The sequence below is a fragment of the Corynebacterium argentoratense genome, from assembly GCF_021491455.1.
Lineage (GTDB): Bacteria > Actinomycetota > Actinomycetes > Mycobacteriales > Mycobacteriaceae > Corynebacterium > Corynebacterium argentoratense_A.
Map to the genome: position 1 here is coordinate 155,678 of NZ_JAKETN010000004.1, position 18,310 is coordinate 173,987.

Below are 18,310 nucleotides of genomic sequence, written 5' to 3' on the forward strand. Positions count from 1 at the left end.
CCCATGGGTTTCAACCGCCACGCCACAACCGCCACCTGCTTGTTAGCGCTGCTCAGCGCCTGTACCTCAACGCCGACGGGTACCCCCGCGACGTCAACAATCACGGTCACTGCAAGCACTGTCCCCTCCCCCGGACTTAGCGCGCTCGAAGGGCTACCCATCCAACCGGCTGATCACACAGCACCCTACCGCCGCGATGCTTTCGGCCAACGCTGGAGTGACGACGTCACCGTCGAATTCGGGCACAACGGCTGCGACACCCGCAACGATATCCTGCGACGCGACCTCCGCGACGTCATTGTTAAACCAAACACCCACGACTGTGTCGCACTATCCGGCACACTCGACGACCCCTACACAGGCGCGACCATCGCCTTCCAACGCGGCCAAGATACCTCGCCGATGATACAAATCGACCACATCGTCGCACTCGCCAACGCGTGGACCACCGGCGCCCAACAATGGGACGACCAAACCCGCCGCAACTTCGCCAACGACCCCCGCAACCTGCTGGCGGTCGACGGCCCCACCAACATCTCCAAATCCGCAGCCGACGCCACCCAATGGCTGCCACCCAACGAAGCATTCATCTGCGACTTCGCCCACGCCCAAATCAACATCAAACGAACCTATGGGCTGTGGGTCACCCAAGCCGAGCACGATGCACTCTCCCACGCCATCGACACGCACTGCGGCTAGGCTGTAGCTCATGTCTTCAATCAACCTCACTCAAATAGAAGCACAACAGCGCGCAGAGCTAATCAGCAACTGCCACTACGACATCACCCTGGATGTCACCAGTGCCCCCACTGAGCAGCCCACATTCGCCTCCACCACCGACATCCGCTTCACCAGCGGCCAAGGCGAGACCTTCCTCGATCTACGTGCGGCTAGCGTCCGCGAAGTCATCCTGGATGGCACCCCCATCGATGACGCCCCCGCCGCCTACACGCCGGAGCATGGCATCGCTTTGAGCCTCACCGCCGGCGAGCACACCCTGCGGGTTGTCGCCGACTGCGAATACTCCCGCACCGGCCAAGGCCTGCACCGCTTCACCGACCCCGCAGACCAAGAAACCTACCTGTACACCCAGTTCGAAACCGCCGACGCCAAGCGCGTATTCGCCTGCTTCGACCAGCCGGACATCAAAGCCACCTACACAATGACCGTTACCACCCCGGCGGGCTGGAAGGTTGTGTCCAACCCCGCCATGGTGGAAGACACCACCACCAACATCCACCGCGGCGAGGTCAACTACCTACTGTCGACCTACCTAGTGGCCTTCTGCATCGGCCCCTACCACGAGGTCCGCGATTCCTGGAGCGGCCACCTGACCCACCACCCCGAAACCCCATCTGATCAGCCAACCGAGCTGACGGTGCCTTTCAGTATCTACTGCCGCAAGTCCTTAGCCTACGCCCTTGACGCCGAGCAGATTTTCCGCGAAACCAAGCAGGGCTTCGACTACTACCACGAGCACTTCGGCATGGCGTACCCCTTCGTCAAGTACGACCAGGTGTTCTGCCCCGAATACAACATGGGTGCGATGGAAAACGCTGGCTGCGTGACCTTCCGCGACGAGTACGTCTTCACCTCCAAGGTGACGCGCCGCATGTACGAGCGCCGCTGCGACACCATCCTGCACGAGTTGGCACACATGTGGTTCGGCGACCTTGTCACTATGCAGTGGTGGGGTGATTTGTGGCTCAACGAGTCTTTCGCCACCTGGTCGGCCGCGATGAGCCAGGCGGAGGCCACGGAGTTCGACACCGCGTGGGTGACGTTCGCGAACGTGGAAAAGTCATGGGCTTACGCTCAAGATCAGCTGCCTTCTACCCACCCGATTGTAGCTTCGGCTAAGGACATCGAAACGGTGGAGCAGAACTTCGACGGTATTACCTACGCGAAGGGCGCTTCAGTATTTAAGCAGCTCCAGGCCTATGTTGGGCGCGACTCTTTCTTCGCAGGCGTGCGCAGCCACTTCGCCAACCATGCGTTTGCGAATGCCACCTTTGAGGACCTATTGGGTGCACTAGCCCAGGCCTCGGGTCGGGATTTGTCGGGGTGGGCTCAGCAGTGGCTGACGACCACCGGTATCAACACTTTGCGCCCGACGTTCACGATTCAAAACGGTGTGTACACGGACTTTGCGGTTGAGCAGACGGGTGCGCAGCCGGGTGCGGGTGAGCTTCGTACGCACCGCATTGCGGTCGGCTTGTATTCCTTGGTTGATGGCCAGGTCAAGCGCACCAAGCGTGTGGAACTCGACATCGAGGGTGCACGCACTGCGGTGCCGGAGCTGGTGGAGTTCCCAGCGGCGGACTTGGTTCTGGTTAACGACGATGACCTCACCTATGCGTTGATGGAGCTCGACGACCATTCCTTGGAATTTGTCCTGGATAATATTGCCAACATTGCAGATCCGATGGCGCGCGCTTTGTGCTGGTCATCGTGCTGGCAGATGACGCGTTCTGGCCAGATGCGTGCGCGTGATTTTGTGCGTTTGGTTGCCGAGGGCGCCCGCACCGAGTCTGAGATCTTCGTGTTGGAGGCTCTGCTTGGCCAGGCTTCGCGTGCTCTGAATAGTTTTGCGGATCCGCAGTGGGCCGAGTCGACTGGGCGCGCGTTGCTCAGCGATGCCCTGCTTGAGGCGGCTCGTGCTGCCGCCCCGGGTTCTGATCAGCAGTTGGCGTTCGTGCAGTCGTTATCTGCGCAGGTTATGGGTGATGACGCCGCGGAGCTTATGCAGCAGATTGTGCGTGGGGAATCCACGTTGGACGGTCTGGAGATCGACTTTGATTTGCAGTGGCGTGCGTTGGTGGCGTTGATTGCCCGCGGTGATGTGAGTGATCCTTCGGCTGCTATTGCGGATCTTCGGGCCAAGGATACGAGTGCGTCCGGCCGCAACTGGGCGTGGGTGGCTGAGGCTGCTGTGAACACCGCCGAGAACAAGCAGGCCATGTTTGATGCGATTGTTCAGCGTGGTTCCCAGATGTCGAATCTGGAGTTGCGCCACAAGGGCCAGGGCCTGACGTGGGCTGGTTCTGCCTCCAACCTCATGCCGTTGACCGCCCAGTTCTTCGAGGCTGCCCCGGGGATCTGGAAGGAGTTCACCTCGGAGGTTGCGCTGCGCACCTTGGAGGAGATCTACCCCGGTTGGGATATCAGCGAAGAAGCCATCGCGTTGGCCGACGGTGTTCTGGCGGGCGACCACAGCGATGGTTTCAAGCGCGTGTTGAGCGAGGGCCAGGACAATGTTCGTCGTGCCTTGCGCAACCGCGCGGTTGACGCCGGCTAGGGGCGTCGCGGGCGGACGTTAACCCGGGTCAGCTGCGTGCTGGGGCCTGCGATGACGACCGCCCGCACTGCTGCCGCAACTTCTTCTGGGGCGATGACGGTCGCGGCGTCATAATTTCCGCGTAGTCCCTGCAGCATGGGGGTGTCTGTGGGGCCGGGGGCGACGGTGGATACGCGGATGTCGGGTTCTTCAAGGCGTAGTGCGTCTGCGAGTCCGTTGAGGGCGTGTTTGGTGGCGCAGTAGAGCGTCATGTTGGCGTGCCCGTGGTCGCCGGCACCGGAGCTGATGAATACGACGGTGCCGCCGGCGGCGCGCAGTCCGGGAAGCAGCGCACGGGTGAGCTGGGCGGGGGCGATGACGTTGAGTTGGAGGGCCTCGCGCCACTGTTGTTCTTCGCTTCCCTCCAGCGAGCCTTTGGGCGCTATGGCTGCGGCGTGGACGAGGCAGTCGACGCGTTCAACGGCTAGGACTTTGAGGTAGTCAATGTCAGGTTCGTCGAGATCCAGGCGCACCCCTGTGACGTTGGAAAAGGTGCCTTCTAGCTGGGTGAGAGTGTCCTGGTTGCGGCCGATGGCTAGGACGCAGTCGTAGACTTCGCTGAGGGCTGCGACGATGTGGGTGCCCATGCCTCCGGTCGCCCCGGTGACGATAGCTGTGGTGCTCATGTGGTGTCTCCTAACGTTGTGTCGCCCGCCAGCATAGTGGTCACAGTCCGATGTTGAGTGCGCCGCTGCGGTAGTTGGTGCCGGGAATGGCGTCGAGCAGGGCGCGGGTGAAGGGGCTGGTGGGGTTGTCGTAGACCTGGTGGGTGGGGCCGTAGTCTACTTGTTTGCCGTGTTGCATGACGGAGACGGTGTCGGAAATTTGTTGCACGACGGCGAGGTCGTGGCTGATGAAGATGTAGGTAACCCCGAGTTCTTGTTGTAGCCGGTCCAGCAGGCGGAGGATTTGCGCTTGGACGGTGACGTCGAGTGCGCTGACGGCCTCATCTAGCACGACGAGTTCCGGTTCCACAATGAGTGCGCGTGCGATGGCGACGCGTTGGCGTTGGCCACCGGATAGTTCGCGTGGGCGGCGTTTCATGAGGGCCGGGTCGAGTGAAACGAGGTTGAAAAATTCGGCGGTTTTTTCCTCGATGGCGCCCTTGCTGAGGCCGCTTAGGTTGTGCAGCGGTTCGGCGACTGATTGTCCAACGGTGCGGCGGGGGTTGAGGGAGCCGAGGGGGTTTTGGTACACCAGCTGCACAACTGTGGGGTCGAGGCCGTCAAGTTTCTTGCCGTTGATGCTGATGCTTCCGCTGGTTGGGGTGCTCAGTTGGGCGATGGCGCGTCCGGTGGTGGTTTTACCCGAGCCTGATTCGCCAACGAGGGCGTGTGTGGTGCCGCGGGCGACGGTGAAGCTGACGTTGTCGACGGCGGTGAAGTCCCCGAATTTTTGGACTAAACCTTCTACTCGCAGCAAGGGTTCGGGTGTTGACGCCGCGGGCCTTACTGTCCCGGGTGCGCTCAGTGCCGGCGCGTCGCTGAGTAGGGTACGGGTGTAGGGGTCTTGGGGGTCCTGCAGGATACTGGCGGCGACACCGTGTTCGACCACTTTGCCCTGGTTCATCACAACCAGTTGATCGGCACGGTCGCCTGCGACTGCTAGGTCGTGGGTGATGATCACCATGGCGATGTTGCGTTCCCGTCGCAGTTTATCGAGCAGGTCAAGGACCTTCTTCTGGACGGTGACATCCAGCGCACTGGTGGGTTCGTCGGCGATGATCAGTTCGGGTTCCACGGCGATAGCGGCGGCGATCAGCACGCGTTGCTTCATCCCGCCGGATAGTTCGTGTGGGTATTGCCGTGCGCGCCGGGTGGGGTCGTCGATTCCAACCTGTTCGAGCAGGTCGATGATGCGCGCCTTGCGCCCCACGGCGTCAAGATCGGTGTGTATTTCCAGCACTTCGGAAATGGATTGGCCGATGGTTTTGACCGGGTTGAGGGAGTTGTTGGGGTCTTGGGGAATCAGGCCGATGTGGCGGCCGCGGATGCTCCGCCATTGGGTGTCGTCGAGCCGTGTGAGCTCCAGCGAGGGCCCTTGTTCGCCACGGAACAGCACTGCCCCGCCGATAACCTCAGCATTGTCCGGCAGCAGGCCGAGTACGGCGTGCGCGCTGGTGGTTTTACCTGAACCGGATTCGCCAACGATGGCGGTGACTTGGCCCGGGAGGACGGAAAAGGACACGTCGTGGGTAGCTGCGCGACCGTTGTAGGCCACGGACAGATCACGAACGTCAAGCAGTGGGGTGCGCGACATTACACGGCCTTTCGGTAGGCGGAAGACAGTTGGTTTGCGGACAACACCACGGCGACAATCACTGCGCCGGGCAAGATGGTGAGCCACCATGATGTTGCTATGTAGTTGCGGGAATCTGCGATAAGCAGGCCCCATTCTGGAGTGGGCGGGGGTGTGCCGTAGCCGAGGAAGCCGAGCACACTGATCTGCAGGATGGCGTTGCCGAACTGCAGCGCCGCCATGGCCAGCACGGGGGTCAGCGAGTTCGGCAGAATATGGCGGGCCAGGACCGCCAGCTTGGAAGCGCCACTGCCATAGGCGGCCTCCACGTAGTCGGTGCGGGCGACGCGTTGGACTTCTGTGCGCACCAGGCGGGAGAAAAACGCGATGCTGGTAACACCGACGGCGATGGCGGAATTGATAGTGCCGAAGCTCAACACGATGATCACCGACAGCGACAGCAACAGTGCGGGGATGGCGAGCAACACGTCGACTCCACGCATCAGTAAGGTATCGATGACGCCGCCTTGGGTTCCGGCGATCAGGCCGATCAAGGTGCCCACTGTCAGACCCACCGCGACCGCGATCAGTGCACCTGCGAGGGAGTGCCGGGTGCCATAAACCACGCGGGTGAAAAGGTCACGCCCAATGGCGTCAGTACCAAAGATATGCTCGCGGGAGGGCGGCAGCAGCGCTTCCGCATGCCCCTGGGTGGGCGAAAAATGCGTGAATACACCGGGGGCTAGCGCCCACGCCAGCACAACAATGACAACAACATACGCCGCGATAACCGCGGGGGTGAGATGTTTGAAACGATTCATTTCGCGACCTTCCGCAGTCGAGGATCAACGATCGGCTGCAGCGCATCGACCGCAGCGTTAATGAGGACGTAGATGGTTGCCGCCAGCACGACGATCGCCAGCAGCACAGGGGTGTCGCGGTTCGACACGGCGTCAACAGTCATGTTTCCCACCCCTGCCCGACCGAACACGGCTTCGGTGACCACTGCCCCACCGACGAGCTCGCCGAAAGCCAATCCGGCGACAGTCAGTGCCGGCAGGATCGCGCCGGGCAGGATGTTGTGTGCGAAGAGTCGCCAGGTGCTGGCTCCGCGGGCACGCACGACGTCGACGAAGGGTTGTTTCGCGACGTCATCGAGGCTGCGCAGCAGCACTTGTGCGATGGGGGCGGCGATGGGGATGGCCAGGGTGACGGCCGGCAGAATGAGTTTTTGGCTTTCGCTTGCGCCGATGATGGGCACGAGTCCCAGGCGGAAGGAGACAAATTGGATGAGCACGATGCCCACCAGGAATGTTGGTAGTGAGGCCATCAGTGGTGGCAGTGCCCGTATTTTCTTGCCGAAGCGGGTGGATAGTACGGCGGCGCTGGAGATTGCGAAGGCGAAGATGAGCGCGAGGATGAATGCTGACGCCGCGAGGGTTAAGGTTCCGGGTAGTGCTGCGGCGAGCATTTCGCGCACGGGGGTTCCGGAGTTGACGGAGACGCCGAAGTCCCCGGTGATGAAGCCTTTGAGGCTGAGGAGGTATTGGATGATTAGTGGCCGGTCGGCGCCGAGGCTGTCGCGGATTTCTTGGATTTGTTCGGGGCTGAGGCCTAGTTCTGGGTTGGCGTAGCGGTTTTCTACAGCGTCGCCGGGGAGTGCGGATAGTAGGACGAAGGCTAGGGTGAAGGCTGCCAGCAGCACGCCGATGGTGTGGGCTAGCCGTGTGAGGATGCGTTGTGTCATGGTGGTGCCTAGTCGATGGTGAGGTCGTAGAAGGTGGGGCGGCCTACTGCTTCGGTGTGGAATCCGCTGATTCCGGGGGCGACGCCGAAGACTTGGGGTTCTTCGAACAGGGGAATGGTGTAGTGCTTGTCGATTAGTAGGCGTTGGGCTTGGGCGCTTGCTTCGGCGCGTTGTTGTTCGTTGGGGGAACTTGCGACTTGTTGGAGTAGTTGCTCTAGGTCGGGGTCGCCGAGGCTGCCGTCTTCCGGATCGAAGTTGCGGAGGCTGTTGCGGTTGGTGGAGAAGTATTGGCTTTTGATGACGTCGTAGTCGGCGCGTCCGACCATGGTGTGGTGGATTTGGATGAGGGTGGGGTCTTTGACTGCGGCGTTTTGTGCGGCTTCGTCTCCAGGGTAGAGCTGTAGGTCGGCGCCGATACGGCGGAATTGTTCTTGTATTTTTTCGATGAGTTCTTTGCTGCGGGGTTGGACGTTGGCGTGGTTGGTTGTAAAGCTCAGCCGTTGGCCGTCTTTGACTCGGATGCCGTCGGGGCCTGGGATCCAGCCGGCGTTGTCGAGTAGTTCGCGGGCGCGGTCGGGGGCGTAGCGTAGTTTGTCGCTTTGGTCGATGTATCCGGCGGCGGTGTGGGCGAGTACTCCGGTGGCGATGGGGTAGCTGTCGGAGTAGAGGGTGGTGTTGATTTCTTGCCGGTCGACGGCGAGGCTTAATGCTTCGCGCACGGTGTCGTCGTGGAGGATGGGGGTTCGGGGGCGCAGGTTGAGGCTGTTGTTGACGCCGTTGGTGCCGTGGGCGACGATGTCTACTTTGGCGGCTTTCAGGTGTTTTTCGCTGGGTGCTGCGATGGTGCGGGCGATATCTGCTTGACCGGATACTAATGCGCCTTCGCGGACGGCGTCTTCGCCCGCGAGAGTGATGGTCACGGCGTCAACGTTGGCGGGGCCTTGGTGTTCGCTGACTTTTGGCGCCCAGTTGTAGTCTTCGCGGCGGGTGAGGGTGAGTTCTTGGCCGAGGTTTTCGTGGGTGATGACGAAGGGGCCGGAGCCGATGACTTCTGTGGCGTGCCCTGGGGCGAATGTGTCGGCGGTGCCGTCGAGGGTGGCGTTGGCTAGCAGCCCGGAGTTCATGGTGGAGGTTGCTTGGGCAAACCCTGGGCTGGGTGCATGGAAGTAAAAACGCACGGTGTAGGGGTCGAGGACTTCTGCGTGGTCGTAGTTGTTGATTTGTTCGGAGACGGTGAGGGTGCGGTTTTTGTCGCCGAGGCCAAAGAGGTCGAAGTTGCGTTTGACGTTGTCTGCGTCCAGTGGGGTGCCGTCGGAATAGGTGACGCCGCGTCGGATGCGGAAGGTGTATTGGGTGCGGTCGGCGTTGACTTCTGGTAGTTCTTCGGCGATCCAGGGGGATAGTTCGAGGGTGTCTGGGTCTTGGTAGAGCAGGCGGTCGGTGATGTTGTTGACCACTCCGCCGTTGGGGTAGTAGCCGGCGGTGGGTGGGTAGAGGTTGGTGAAGAATGCTTGTTCTAGGTAGGTGACGGTGCCGTTTTCTCGTCCGTCGGCGTGTGCGCAGGATACGAGGCTGGTGGCTAAGGCTACGGCGGTAAGTGTCCTTGTCAAGCGGTGTTTCCGATGGGTGGTGTGGGACATGGGGTGTCTTTCGTTTCGTTGGTGTTTGTTGGTCGGTCTGTGCCGGCTTTCCAAAAATATAGACCATTCCGTCTATATTGTCTAGACAGGGCTGTCCGGTGTATGGTTGATGCGGATCACCGATGCACCCGCACATGGAAGGAACCCCGTGGCACAGACTCAACCCCATGCCCACACGCCTGCAATCGCGATCATCGGCATGGGCCCACGCGGCGTCAGCACACTTGAACGCATCATCGCCAGCTACGACCCAACGCACTCCCCCATCCACATCCACCTCATCGACCCATGGGAAATCGGCGCAGGCGAAATCTGGCGCACCGACCAAACACCACTGGTCTGCATGAACACCCTGGCCGACGCCGTCACCCTCTACACCGAACCCGGCGCCACCATCGACGGCCCCGTCCGCCCCGGCCCCACCATGTATCAATGGATCGTCGGCGTACGCACAGGCCTCTACCAGGCCGAAATCCCACCACACCTCCACGAAGAACTCTCCCGCACAAGGCCCGAATCCCACCCCTCCCGCGCACTCTACGGTGCCTACATCCGCTGGGTGTACCAGCACATTCCCCTGCCCGACGGCGTCACCATCACCGAACACCACGCGCGCGCCACATCCATCACCGCCGACGGCGACACACGCGACGTCATCACCCTTGACGATGGCAGCACAATTAGCGCCGACACCACCGTCTACGCACCCGGATGGATCCCCAACACTCACCAGGCCCCCGCAGGCGCCCGGCGTTGGATCGGCCCTGGCAACCCCATCGATCAAGACCTCGACGCGATCAACCCCGGTGACAACCTGCTGATCCGCGGACTCGGCATGGGCTTTTTCGACGCAGTCACGCTGCTCACCCAAGGCCGAGGCGGCCGCTTCGACCACGGCCGATACATCCCCAGCGGCAAAGAACCACACATCCGTGTCACCTCGCGGCGCGGGTATCCCTTCCTGCCGAAATCCGAATACGAGGCCCTGCCGCCACAAGTCCCGTTGCGGCGCATGAAAGCCGCAATCGCTGACAACACCGATGCCGAACGCGTCGATTTTTCCACCACCCTGTTTCCCGCCATCATCAAAGACGCCTACGAGGCCTACTACCGGGCGCTCGAAAAGATCACTCCCGGCGCGCTGGCCCTCCCGGTTGAACAAATCATCGCGCGTATTGACGCCGCGGGGGTTCGCAGCATCGCAGGCGTTACGGATGCAAGCACGCCGGATACTAAGGTGCTGCCGTGGGCGTTGGATGGGGTGACGGTCGATCCTGCTGAGCAGTGGAATCACCTGGCGGAAATCGATCCGCTGGCACAGTTCGACGGTGACACTGAACAGCTGCAGGCTTTCATGCTCGAACGGCTTGCCGCCGACGCACTGGACGCCGCCCGAGGAACCATGAGCGCCCGCAAGACTGCGCTGTGGACCATCAGCGCCTGCCGCAAACCAGCAGCAGTTTTCGGCGAACAAGGCCGCTACACGCTTGAATCGAGGCGTGGGGAGTTCGCCACCCTCATGGGCTTTGGCCAGATGGTGGGCTCTGGACCACCGGCGTTCCGCACACGGGAATTGCTCGCCCTCGCAGAGGCGGGCGTGGTCAGCTTCGTACTCCCCCAGGATATTGCTGCCGCGATTGAACAAGCCGACGTGGTGCTGGATGCATTCCTACCCTCGCCCAATATTCACCGCAGCGCCGACCCCCTGATCGCCGGTTTGCGCGCCGACGGCAGGCTGCAACCTTTTGCCTACGACGGCGTCAGCACTGCCTCCCCCAATGTGGATCCCCGCACGCGCCTGCTCGCCGGCGATCCACGAGTGCACCTGATCGGCATCCCCACCCACGGGCAGTACGCCGACACCACCATTTCCCCCATGCCCGGCACCGACCCCACGATGCTGCGGGAAACAGACGCGGCCGCACGCAGCGCCCTAAGCGTCGCCGGAGTACTCTAACCCCCCCACCACCCCGGCGCCACGGGCCCGTCAGCTAGGGCACTGCCGCGACCTGCTCCAGAGCCCCCACGACGTCATCACGCAAATCCTCAATATCCTCAATACCAATAGAAATGCGGACCAGGTCGCGCGGGACCTCCAGTTGGCTGCCGTTGGCGGACTGGTGAGTCATCGACGCGGGGTGCTCCACCAAGGACTCCACCCCGCCTAAGGACTCCGCCAAACAAATGGTGCGGGTGCCCAAGCAGAAGGCGCGGGCGGCTTCTTCGGAATGGAAACGCACAGAGATCATCCCTCCGAAGCGTCGCATCTGGCGTGCGGCAACCTCGTGGCCCGGGTGGCTGTCGAGCCCGGGGTAAAGCACCTGTTTGACCAGCGGGGATTGCTCGAGCTGGTGGGCGATAGCCTCGGCATTATCGCAGTGGCGCTCCATGCGCACACCCAAGGTCTTGATGCCGCGGATCGTTAGGTAACAGTCGAACACTGACGGGATCGGCCCCACCCCACCCTGGTAGAACAGCAACTGTTCATCGATTTCGGGATTATTGGTGGCCACCACACCACCGACAACATCCGAGTGCCCACCCAGGTACTTGGTGGTGGAATGCAGCACAACGTCCGCACCCAATTCCAGCGGTTTCTGCAGGTAGGGGCTTGCAAAGGTATTGTCCACACCCAACATGACGCCGCGGGCCTGCGTGTGTTCAGCGATCCCCGCGACGTCACTAATTCCCAGCAAAGGATTGGTGGGGGTTTCTAACCAGACGAGTGCGGTGTTGTCCTGGATGGCCTCGGCGACGGCGTGGGTATCGCTGGTGTCGACGACGGTGTAGCTCACGCCCCACTGCTGGTAGACCGAATCGATGAGGCGGAAGGTGCCGCCGTAGACGTCGTTGCCCATCACCAGGTGAGATCCTGAGGTTAACACCGAGCGGAAGAAGCAATCCGTTGCGGCCATGCCGGAGGAAAATGCGCGACAGTGCGCAGCGGATTCCAGTGCTGCGACCGTGTCTTCTAGGACGCGGATGGTGGGGTTACCGCAGCGGGTGTATTCAAAACCGCCGCGCAGTTCATTAAGCCCGTTTTGGGCGAAGGTCGTCGAAGCGTAGATCGGGGGGTTAATAGCTCCGAATGTGGAGTCCGGGTGATAGCCGGCGTGGATGGCGTCTGTATTGAATCCCATGGCGACAACACTAACAAACCTAGACCAAGCTGTCTAACATTTACATACTGACCCGTATGACCAATAGCGTTGTGCGTGCCCCCAGGCCCACCGACGTACAATCCCACACTATGACTGTGCACGACATCATCCACAACAGCCTGATCGACCACACCGTCGAACACTTACCCCAAATCGTCCTGACCATAGTCATCGCCATCGTCGTCTCCACCATCGTGCGGAGGCTCATCGGACGCGCAACCAACCGGGCGATTAAGAAGAACCCCACCGAAACCCGCCGCGACGCCCGCCTCAAAACACTCGCCAGCGTTGGCAAATCCGCCGTCTCCATCGTCGTATGGGCATGGGCCATCCTGGCGGTCCTCGGAACCATCGGCATCGACGTCCGCCCCCTCATAGCCTCTGCAGGCGTCGCCGGTGTCGCTCTCGGCTTCGGCGCCCAATCACTGGTCAAAGACTTCCTGACCGGCATGTTCATGCTCGTCGAAGACCAATATGGTGTCGGCGACTGGATCGACGTCGGCGACGCCTCCGGCACCGTCGAGCACGTCTCGCTGCGCACCACCACAATCCGCGACTCCGACGGAACCCTCTGGTTCGTCCGCAACGGCGAAATTACCCGCGTCGGCAACTTCAGCCGCGAATACGCCATCGCCCGGGTCGAAATCCCCCTGAGTCTGTCGACCGACATTTCCGCCGCGTCCCAAACCATCCTGGACGCCGCCACCGCAGCAGCAGGCGACCAACTCAAGGACAAGATCATCGGCTCCCCCACCCTCGACGGCGTCTCCGCCGTCTCCACCGACCACCTCACCATCCGTGTCAAAGCCACCACCAATCCCGGCGCGCAATGGGAGGTCCAACGAGGACTCATGGGTGCCATCATGCCCGCGCTTGAAGCCGCAGAACTCAAAACCCCCTATCCCCATGGCATCGGCATCACTGGGGTAGATTAAACACCATGACCACTTTCTATGAGGCCGTCGGCGGAGAAGACACATTCACTCAGGTAGTGCACGAATTCTACAAGCGGGTGAAGGAAGATGACCTCATCGGCCCCATGTATCCCCACGACGATTGGGAAGGCGCCGAAGATCGACTGCGCTGGTTCCTCGCACAGTACTGGGGCGGGCCGCAAACCTTCAGCGAGCACCGCGGCCACCCACGCCTGCGCATGCGCCACCACCCGTTCTCCATCGGCGAGGCAGAACGCGACCGGTGGCTGGACATGATGCACGAAGCAATGGACACCATCCCCGCTGAGCAGCTTGATGACACCCACCGCGCCGCCATGTGGGAACACATGGTCAAGGTCGCCAACATGCTGATCAACCGCATGGACCTACCCTCCCCGTCACAAAACCAGTAGTATCGTCGGCAACAACCGATGCTTGACACTCACCTCAGACCTTGAGGTGCAGGGAAGGACTCACACACGTGTCTACTGAGGACAACACCACCAACGGCGTACAAGTACACACCACCCGCATCCCCGTGCGTTGGTCTGACTTCGACCGCTTTAACCACCTCAACAACGTGTCCTACATCGAGGTAGCGCAGGAAGCCCGCACGGTTTTCGCGCAGGACGAATTCGCCGCGCGTGGCCTGCCGATCCCCGCGGTGTTCGTGCGCCGCACCGAAGTCGACTACTTCCGGCCAATCCTCCCCGACACCACGGCCGTAGAAATCGACACCACCGTGGTGCAGATCGGCACAACCAGCTTCACCACCCACCAAAAAATCAAGGACCGCAACGGCACCGTGTGCTGCACAGTGGACTGCGTCCAGATCGCCGTCGACCTCGCAACCTCTAGCCCGCGGGCCATCACCAAACATGAGCTTGGTGTGCTCACCCAGGTTGCTGATAGCGCGGTAGTCAACGAAGCAACGTCTGCAGACGACTCCGCCGAAACCTCAGCCGACGACTAGCCTCGTACCCATGCATCCCCCTTCGGACACGCATGACGCCGCGTCGACACAACCAACTCACGTCACAATCACCTACGCACGCCCAGACGATTCGGGCTTGCGCGCACTAGCTACCCGCGCCTACGCGCACGATTTTGCCGGCGCGCTGCGTTTGCGGCGTCATAACGAAAACACCGTTGAGGTGTTTGCCAGCACCAAACTCGACACACTCGTCTCTCGCAGATTCGCCGCCACTATGGACTGCGAAGACGCTGTCATCCGGGCGCAAGCAGCAACCCAACACCCTGACGAGCACGGAGTGTTCACCGCTGTCACCTGCCCTGCGGCTTGGACCGGGCCTTTGCCCCCACAGGAGGGTTTCACCCTGGTGGAAGACCTCCCAGTCGACACCTTCCTGCGACTGAGCCGTGACAACAAGCAGCAAACCACCAGTGACAAAATGCCCACGTCGCTGCTCAACCAAGACGTCATCACTGTCAACAATGACGCCACCGGCACCCAAGCCATAGTCGCCAACCGCATGGTCCTTACCCTGGATGCTTTCGGGCTTCTGCCCAAGACAGCCGGGACCGAAAGCTCCAAGCATTTCCCCCCGGTGGTTCGAGTATCCGCGCGTGGCCGATGGGTGCGGCTGGATACTGTGTTCGCCAGCGTCTACTACAACCGAGGCGGACACCTACTGGTGCTATAAAAAAGCGCCCCCTGCAGGATTCGAACCTGCGACCTGCCGGGTAGAAGCCGGATGCTCTAATCCGCTGAGCTAAGGGGGCCTGTTGATCAACAACCTTTAAAAGATTAGCGCACCGCAGCTCGGACCCCAACCCACAACCCCGCTACTGTGTTAGCTATGAGTCGAAGCACCACAGTGAAGCCAACCTGGCCGCTGTACCTCCTGTTCTTCCTAGTCGCGGGAATCGTCGGAGCCACCATATCCTGGGGTTTCCTGGCGGAATCCCTCGAAGCGCTCGGGATTCCCGACCCCGGCCCCCTCACCACCGCCGGCCTGCCTTTCTTCCGCTCCGGGGCATTGATACTGATGTGTCTGTCCGTCGGCAGCTTCTACTTTGCGGCATTCCTCACCTCCCCCACCCCCTCGGAAGGCGCTGGCATCGTCCACGCACCCTTGAGGGTTGACGGGGCCTTGGCCTCACGAACCGGCGGTATTGCTGCGCTATGCACCTCGCTGATCGCTCTGCTATTAGTACCGATGTACCTGTCAGATGTCTCCGGTGAGCCACTGTCGCAGGCGCTCCAACCAGCGAACTGGTCGGTTGCGTTGAACCAGGTATCGACCTCCCTGGCATGGCTGTGGGTTGCAATTATCGCAGTACTAACAGGCATCGGTGGTCTACTGGCACGGCGTTGGGGCTCCCAACCGCTACTCGTTTTAAGTGCGCTGGGCATGCTGGTTCCCCTGGGATTGGAGGGACACTCTGCAACAGGTGGCGACCACGACTATGGCACCAACTCCTACCTGTGGCACCTATTCTTCATGGCTTTGTGGGTCGGTGGGCTCATGGCGTTGATCGCCCACGGCATGCGCAAAGGCCCCGACATGGCCACCGCCGTGCGCCGCTACAGCGCCCTGGCCTTGGTCTCCGCGCTCGCTATGGCCGCCTCCGGCCTAATTAATGCCGCTATCCGCATCCATTTGTCTGACTGGCTCACCACCGGCTACGGCCTGCTGATCACCGCCAAGTTCGTTGGTGTCATCATCCTGGCACTCTTCGGTTTCTACCACCGGAAAATCACCATTCCCAAGCTAGACACACAGCCACAACTTTTCCGCCGCGTAGCCATCGTCGAGGTCGCCATCATGGCAGCCATCGCCGGCATCGCAGTCTCCCTCGGCCGCACTCCCCCGCCCCCACCCCGCAGTGCCGACATCAACACCATGGACGTCGAACTAGGCTACAAACTCTTCGTTGCACCAACGTTAAGCAACGTGTTCACCATGTGGCGCTTCGACATCGTCTTCGGCACCCTCGCGATCGTCCTCGCAGCCCTGTACCTACGCGGCGTCATCATCCTTAAACGACGGGGCGAATCCTGGCCACTGTCACGCACGGTGTGGTTCATGGGCGGCTGCCTGATGCTACTGGTCACCATGTGCTCCGGTATCGGAATGTACATGCCCGCATTGTTCTCAATGCACATGGTTGGGCACATGATCCTATCCATGGGCGTGCCGGTGTTCTGGGTGCTTGGCGGCCCACTCACCCTCGCGCTGCGCAGTATAGATACCGGCGAACCACACCAGTGGGTCGAAGCGCTGATCGACAATCCGCTCATCCGCGTGTTCACCATCCCCTGGGTCAACACCATCCAATTTTTGGTGTTCTTCTACGGGCTGTACCTAGAGCCGCTGTACACCACCGCCATCTCTGAGCACGCCGGCCACCTGGGCATGAACGTATTGTTCCTTCTATCCGGAACGATCTACTTCTGGGAGCTCATCGGCATCGACCCGCTGCCCGGCCGCGGAGGCCCCATGGGGCGCATCGTGTGGCTCAGCGGCTCGCTGCCCTTCCACATGTTCTTCGGTGTCGCCCTGATGCAGATGCAGCTCATACTCGGCCTGGACTTTTACTCGATCCTTGGGCTGCCATGGTCACCCGACCTGCTACGGGACCAGAACGCCGGCGGCGGTATCGCCTGGGCCTCCGGCCAATTCCCCCTCGTCATCGTGTATGCCGTGTTGCTGCGCGAGTTCTACCGCGACGATCGCCGCCAACAAAAGGCCTACGACAAGCACGCCGATGACACTGGCGACGAAGACCTCGAAGCCTACAACCAAATGCTGGCCGACATGAGCGCCGGTAAAGACACCTTTCGCCAGCTCTAGGCACCACCCCCGGCCGGGACCAATGCGTTGTCGTGCCGACAGCAACCGACGCGGCGTCATTCACCCCATTTCACTAAGGTAATGACGTCTCGTCGCGCGCAGCGCGCCCCTCGGAGATCCACAACACCTTGGGGCCGACGTTCGCCCCTCGTGGCAACAGTTCAGCAACAGCTGTATAGTTCAGTGCATGCTGACTATTTCTTCGCGCTTGGACGTGATGAACCGATTGGGTCGGGCGATGGCCGATCCCACCCGATCCCGTATTCTCCTGACCCTGCTGGGCGGCCCGGCCTACCCGGCCGCTCTCGCCCGGGAGCTGGAACTGACGCGGTCAAATGTGTCGAACCACCTCACTTGCCTACGGGACTGCGGAATTGTGGTCGCCGAACCGCAGGGGCGGAAGACCCGCTACGAGATCGTCGACGCCCATCTTGTCCAGGCGCTGAACTCACTGCTGGATACCACTCTGGCTGCCGACGAGAATGCCCCATGTATTGACTCGGCATGTGACGTGTCCGGGTGCGCCACCGGAGAGAGGAACAGGTAAGTGGTAACTGATCTCCTGGGGGCGGTTGGTCTGTTTATCGCCACCAATATCGACGACATCATCGTGCTCTCGCTGTTCTTCGCCCGTGGAGCCGGCCAAGCAGGGACCACACTTCGGATCCTGGCCGGGCAGTACCTTGGTTTCGCGGGCATCCTCGCAGCCACGATCCTGGTCACCCTAGGGGCGGATGCCTTCCTGCCCACCGAGGCGATCCCCTACTTCGGGCTGATCCCCCTGGCCCTGGGGCTGTGGGCGGCCTGGCAAGCCTGGCAGGGAGACGATGACGACGACGATGACGCGAAAGTCAGCGGAAAGAACGTAAGCGCCTTGATCATCGCCGGGGTGACCTTTGCCAACGGTGGTGACAATATCGGCGTCTATGTCCCGGTTTTTCTCAACGTGGGTACCGCTACCGTTATCATCTACTGCGTCGTCTTTCTGATCCTGGTGGCGGGCCTGGTCCTGTTGGCCAAGTTCGTGGCCACCCGTCCACCGATCGCGGAGGTTCTCGAACGCTGGGAGCATGTGCTGTTCCCGGTCGTTTTGATTGGCCTGGGTATCTTCATCCTCGTCAGCGGCGGCGCCTTCGGCCTTTAATATGCTCATCCCCCGTGCCTCCTTTGGACTGGATGATGGAGACGATATGCGGCATAAGCCCCGCTTAAAGCGGGGCGTGATCAAAACCTGGGAGAGACCTGTGCGTACATGTACGCCTATGCGTATGCTCGCCCGCGGTGCGTTGGACGCGGGGAGGTAAGGCTCAGGCCACGGCCATGTAGAAAACACTCCCTAGGGCCCCGTCGGGATGTGAGACCCCGGCCGCGACGTGGGCAACCCGCCCACCGTGTTTTCAGTACAGTCGGCCTCAACCAACCAAATAGTGGCGC

The 18,310-nt window shown here is 61.4% G+C and carries 16 protein-coding genes and 1 tRNA gene; 10 read left to right on the top strand and 7 right to left on the bottom strand.

Annotated features, from left to right (window positions below; all coding sequences use genetic code 11):
* The first annotated feature begins 3 nt into the window (after positions 1–3).
* Together L1C91_RS06700 and pepN are read left to right on the top strand one after the other, a co-directional pair.
* Positions 4–699 carry an HNH endonuclease family protein gene (locus L1C91_RS06700; protein ID WP_234858579.1) on the top strand — a complete coding sequence of 232 codons (696 nt, stop codon included), beginning with the start codon at positions 4–6 and terminating at the stop codon, positions 697–699.
* 10 nt (positions 700–709) lie between these two features.
* Complete coding sequence (gene pepN / locus L1C91_RS06705) at positions 710–3,298, top strand: aminopeptidase N (protein ID WP_234858580.1); 2,589 nt, start codon at positions 710–712, stop codon at positions 3,296–3,298.
* Here the strand turns inward: pepN and L1C91_RS06710 are convergent.
* Genes L1C91_RS06710 through L1C91_RS06730 form a run of 5 tightly spaced genes read right to left on the bottom strand, consistent with a single transcriptional unit; the run spans position 3,295 to position 8,962 of the window.
* On the bottom strand, positions 3,295–3,963 hold the full coding sequence (locus L1C91_RS06710) for an SDR family oxidoreductase (RefSeq protein WP_234858581.1): 669 nt from the start codon (positions 3,961–3,963) through the stop codon (positions 3,295–3,297). The genes pepN and L1C91_RS06710 overlap by 4 nt on opposite strands.
* Positions 3,964–4,003: 40 nt before the next feature.
* Positions 4,004–5,596 (bottom strand): dipeptide ABC transporter ATP-binding protein, encoded by a 1,593-nt coding sequence (locus L1C91_RS06715; RefSeq protein WP_234858582.1) that lies wholly within the window; start codon positions 5,594–5,596, stop codon positions 4,004–4,006.
* A complete protein-coding gene (locus L1C91_RS06720) occupies positions 5,596–6,396 on the bottom strand; it encodes an ABC transporter permease (protein WP_234858583.1) in 801 nt (266 codons plus the stop codon). Before L1C91_RS06720 ends, L1C91_RS06715 begins: the two co-directional genes overlap by 1 nt.
* Positions 6,393–7,322: an ABC transporter permease gene (locus L1C91_RS06725; protein WP_234858584.1), complete on the bottom strand. Its 930-nt coding sequence runs from the start codon at positions 7,320–7,322 to the stop codon at positions 6,393–6,395. Before L1C91_RS06725 ends, L1C91_RS06720 begins: the two co-directional genes overlap by 4 nt.
* 8 nt (positions 7,323–7,330) lie before the next feature.
* Entirely contained in the window at positions 7,331–8,962 is a 1,632-nt protein-coding gene (locus L1C91_RS06730; protein WP_234858585.1) for a TIGR04028 family ABC transporter substrate-binding protein, read from the bottom strand.
* Positions 8,963–9,110: 148 nt separating this feature from the next.
* On the opposite strand from L1C91_RS06730, the gene L1C91_RS06735 reads away from it, so the two are divergent.
* A complete protein-coding gene (locus L1C91_RS06735; RefSeq protein ID WP_234858586.1) occupies positions 9,111–10,919 on the top strand; it encodes an FAD/NAD(P)-binding protein in 1,809 nt (602 codons plus the stop codon).
* 34 nt (positions 10,920–10,953) lie between these two features.
* On the opposite strand, the gene L1C91_RS06740 is transcribed toward L1C91_RS06735, so the two are convergent.
* A complete protein-coding gene (locus tag L1C91_RS06740; protein WP_234858587.1) occupies positions 10,954–12,102 on the bottom strand; it encodes a cystathionine gamma-synthase in 1,149 nt (382 codons plus the stop codon).
* A 110-nt stretch (positions 12,103–12,212) separates the two neighbouring features.
* On the opposite strand from L1C91_RS06740, the gene L1C91_RS06745 reads away from it, so the two are divergent.
* From L1C91_RS06745 to L1C91_RS06760, 4 genes are all read left to right on the top strand, one after another.
* On the top strand, positions 12,213–13,058 hold the full coding sequence (locus L1C91_RS06745) for a mechanosensitive ion channel family protein (RefSeq protein WP_234858588.1): 846 nt from the start codon (positions 12,213–12,215) through the stop codon (positions 13,056–13,058).
* 5 nt (positions 13,059–13,063) lie between these two features.
* Entirely contained in the window at positions 13,064–13,471 is a 408-nt protein-coding gene (locus L1C91_RS06750) for a globin (protein ID WP_234858589.1), read from the top strand.
* A 68-nt stretch (positions 13,472–13,539) separates the two neighbouring features.
* On the top strand, positions 13,540–14,031 hold the full coding sequence (locus tag L1C91_RS06755) for an acyl-CoA thioesterase (RefSeq protein WP_234858590.1): 492 nt from the start codon (positions 13,540–13,542) through the stop codon (positions 14,029–14,031).
* Between the two features lie 10 nt (positions 14,032–14,041).
* Positions 14,042–14,722: a hypothetical protein gene (locus L1C91_RS06760; RefSeq protein WP_234858591.1), complete on the top strand. Its 681-nt coding sequence runs from the start codon at positions 14,042–14,044 to the stop codon at positions 14,720–14,722.
* 5 nt (positions 14,723–14,727) lie between these two features.
* Here the strand turns inward: L1C91_RS06760 and L1C91_RS06765 are convergent.
* Positions 14,728–14,801: transfer RNA gene (locus L1C91_RS06765), tRNA-Arg, on the bottom strand.
* Between the two features lie 77 nt (positions 14,802–14,878).
* Between L1C91_RS06765 and L1C91_RS06770 the strand changes: the two genes are divergently transcribed.
* From L1C91_RS06770 to L1C91_RS06780, 3 genes are all read left to right on the top strand, one after another.
* Positions 14,879–16,876, top strand: a complete 1,998-nt coding sequence (locus tag L1C91_RS06770) for a cytochrome c oxidase assembly protein (protein WP_234858592.1) — start codon at positions 14,879–14,881, stop codon at positions 16,874–16,876.
* 187 nt (positions 16,877–17,063) lie between these two features.
* Positions 17,064–17,423: a Cd(II)/Pb(II)-sensing metalloregulatory transcriptional regulator CmtR gene (cmtR, locus tag L1C91_RS06775; RefSeq protein WP_234858593.1), complete on the top strand. Its 360-nt coding sequence runs from the start codon at positions 17,064–17,066 to the stop codon at positions 17,421–17,423.
* On the top strand, positions 17,424–18,020 hold the full coding sequence (locus tag L1C91_RS06780; RefSeq protein WP_234858594.1) for a cadmium resistance transporter: 597 nt from the start codon (positions 17,424–17,426) through the stop codon (positions 18,018–18,020).
* Positions 18,021–18,310 lie beyond the last annotated feature (290 nt).

Excerpts from the sequence above, each read along its gene's own strand:
- L1C91_RS06700 (WP_234858579.1), top strand. The coding sequence starts at position 4 with ATGGGTTTCAACCGCCACGCCACAACCGCCACCTGCTTGTTAGCGCTG.
- pepN (WP_234858580.1), top strand. The coding sequence starts at position 710 with ATGTCTTCAATCAACCTCACTCAAATAGAAGCACAACAGCGCGCAGAG.
- L1C91_RS06710 (WP_234858581.1), bottom strand. The coding sequence starts at position 3,963 with ATGAGCACCACAGCTATCGTCACCGGGGCGACCGGAGGCATGGGCACC.
- L1C91_RS06715 (WP_234858582.1), bottom strand. The coding sequence starts at position 5,596 with ATGTCGCGCACCCCACTGCTTGACGTTCGTGATCTGTCCGTGGCCTAC.
- L1C91_RS06720 (WP_234858583.1), bottom strand. The coding sequence starts at position 6,396 with ATGAATCGTTTCAAACATCTCACCCCCGCGGTTATCGCGGCGTATGTT.
- L1C91_RS06725 (WP_234858584.1), bottom strand. The coding sequence starts at position 7,322 with ATGACACAACGCATCCTCACACGGCTAGCCCACACCATCGGCGTGCTG.
- L1C91_RS06730 (WP_234858585.1), bottom strand. The coding sequence starts at position 8,962 with ATGTCCCACACCACCCATCGGAAACACCGCTTGACAAGGACACTTACC.
- L1C91_RS06740 (WP_234858587.1), bottom strand. The coding sequence starts at position 12,102 with ATGGGATTCAATACAGACGCCATCCACGCCGGCTATCACCCGGACTCC.
- L1C91_RS06745 (WP_234858588.1), top strand. The coding sequence starts at position 12,213 with ATGACTGTGCACGACATCATCCACAACAGCCTGATCGACCACACCGTC.
- L1C91_RS06750 (WP_234858589.1), top strand. The coding sequence starts at position 13,064 with ATGACCACTTTCTATGAGGCCGTCGGCGGAGAAGACACATTCACTCAG.
- L1C91_RS06760 (WP_234858591.1), top strand. The coding sequence starts at position 14,042 with ATGCATCCCCCTTCGGACACGCATGACGCCGCGTCGACACAACCAACT.
- L1C91_RS06770 (WP_234858592.1), top strand. The coding sequence starts at position 14,879 with ATGAGTCGAAGCACCACAGTGAAGCCAACCTGGCCGCTGTACCTCCTG.
- cmtR (WP_234858593.1), top strand. The coding sequence starts at position 17,064 with ATGCTGACTATTTCTTCGCGCTTGGACGTGATGAACCGATTGGGTCGG.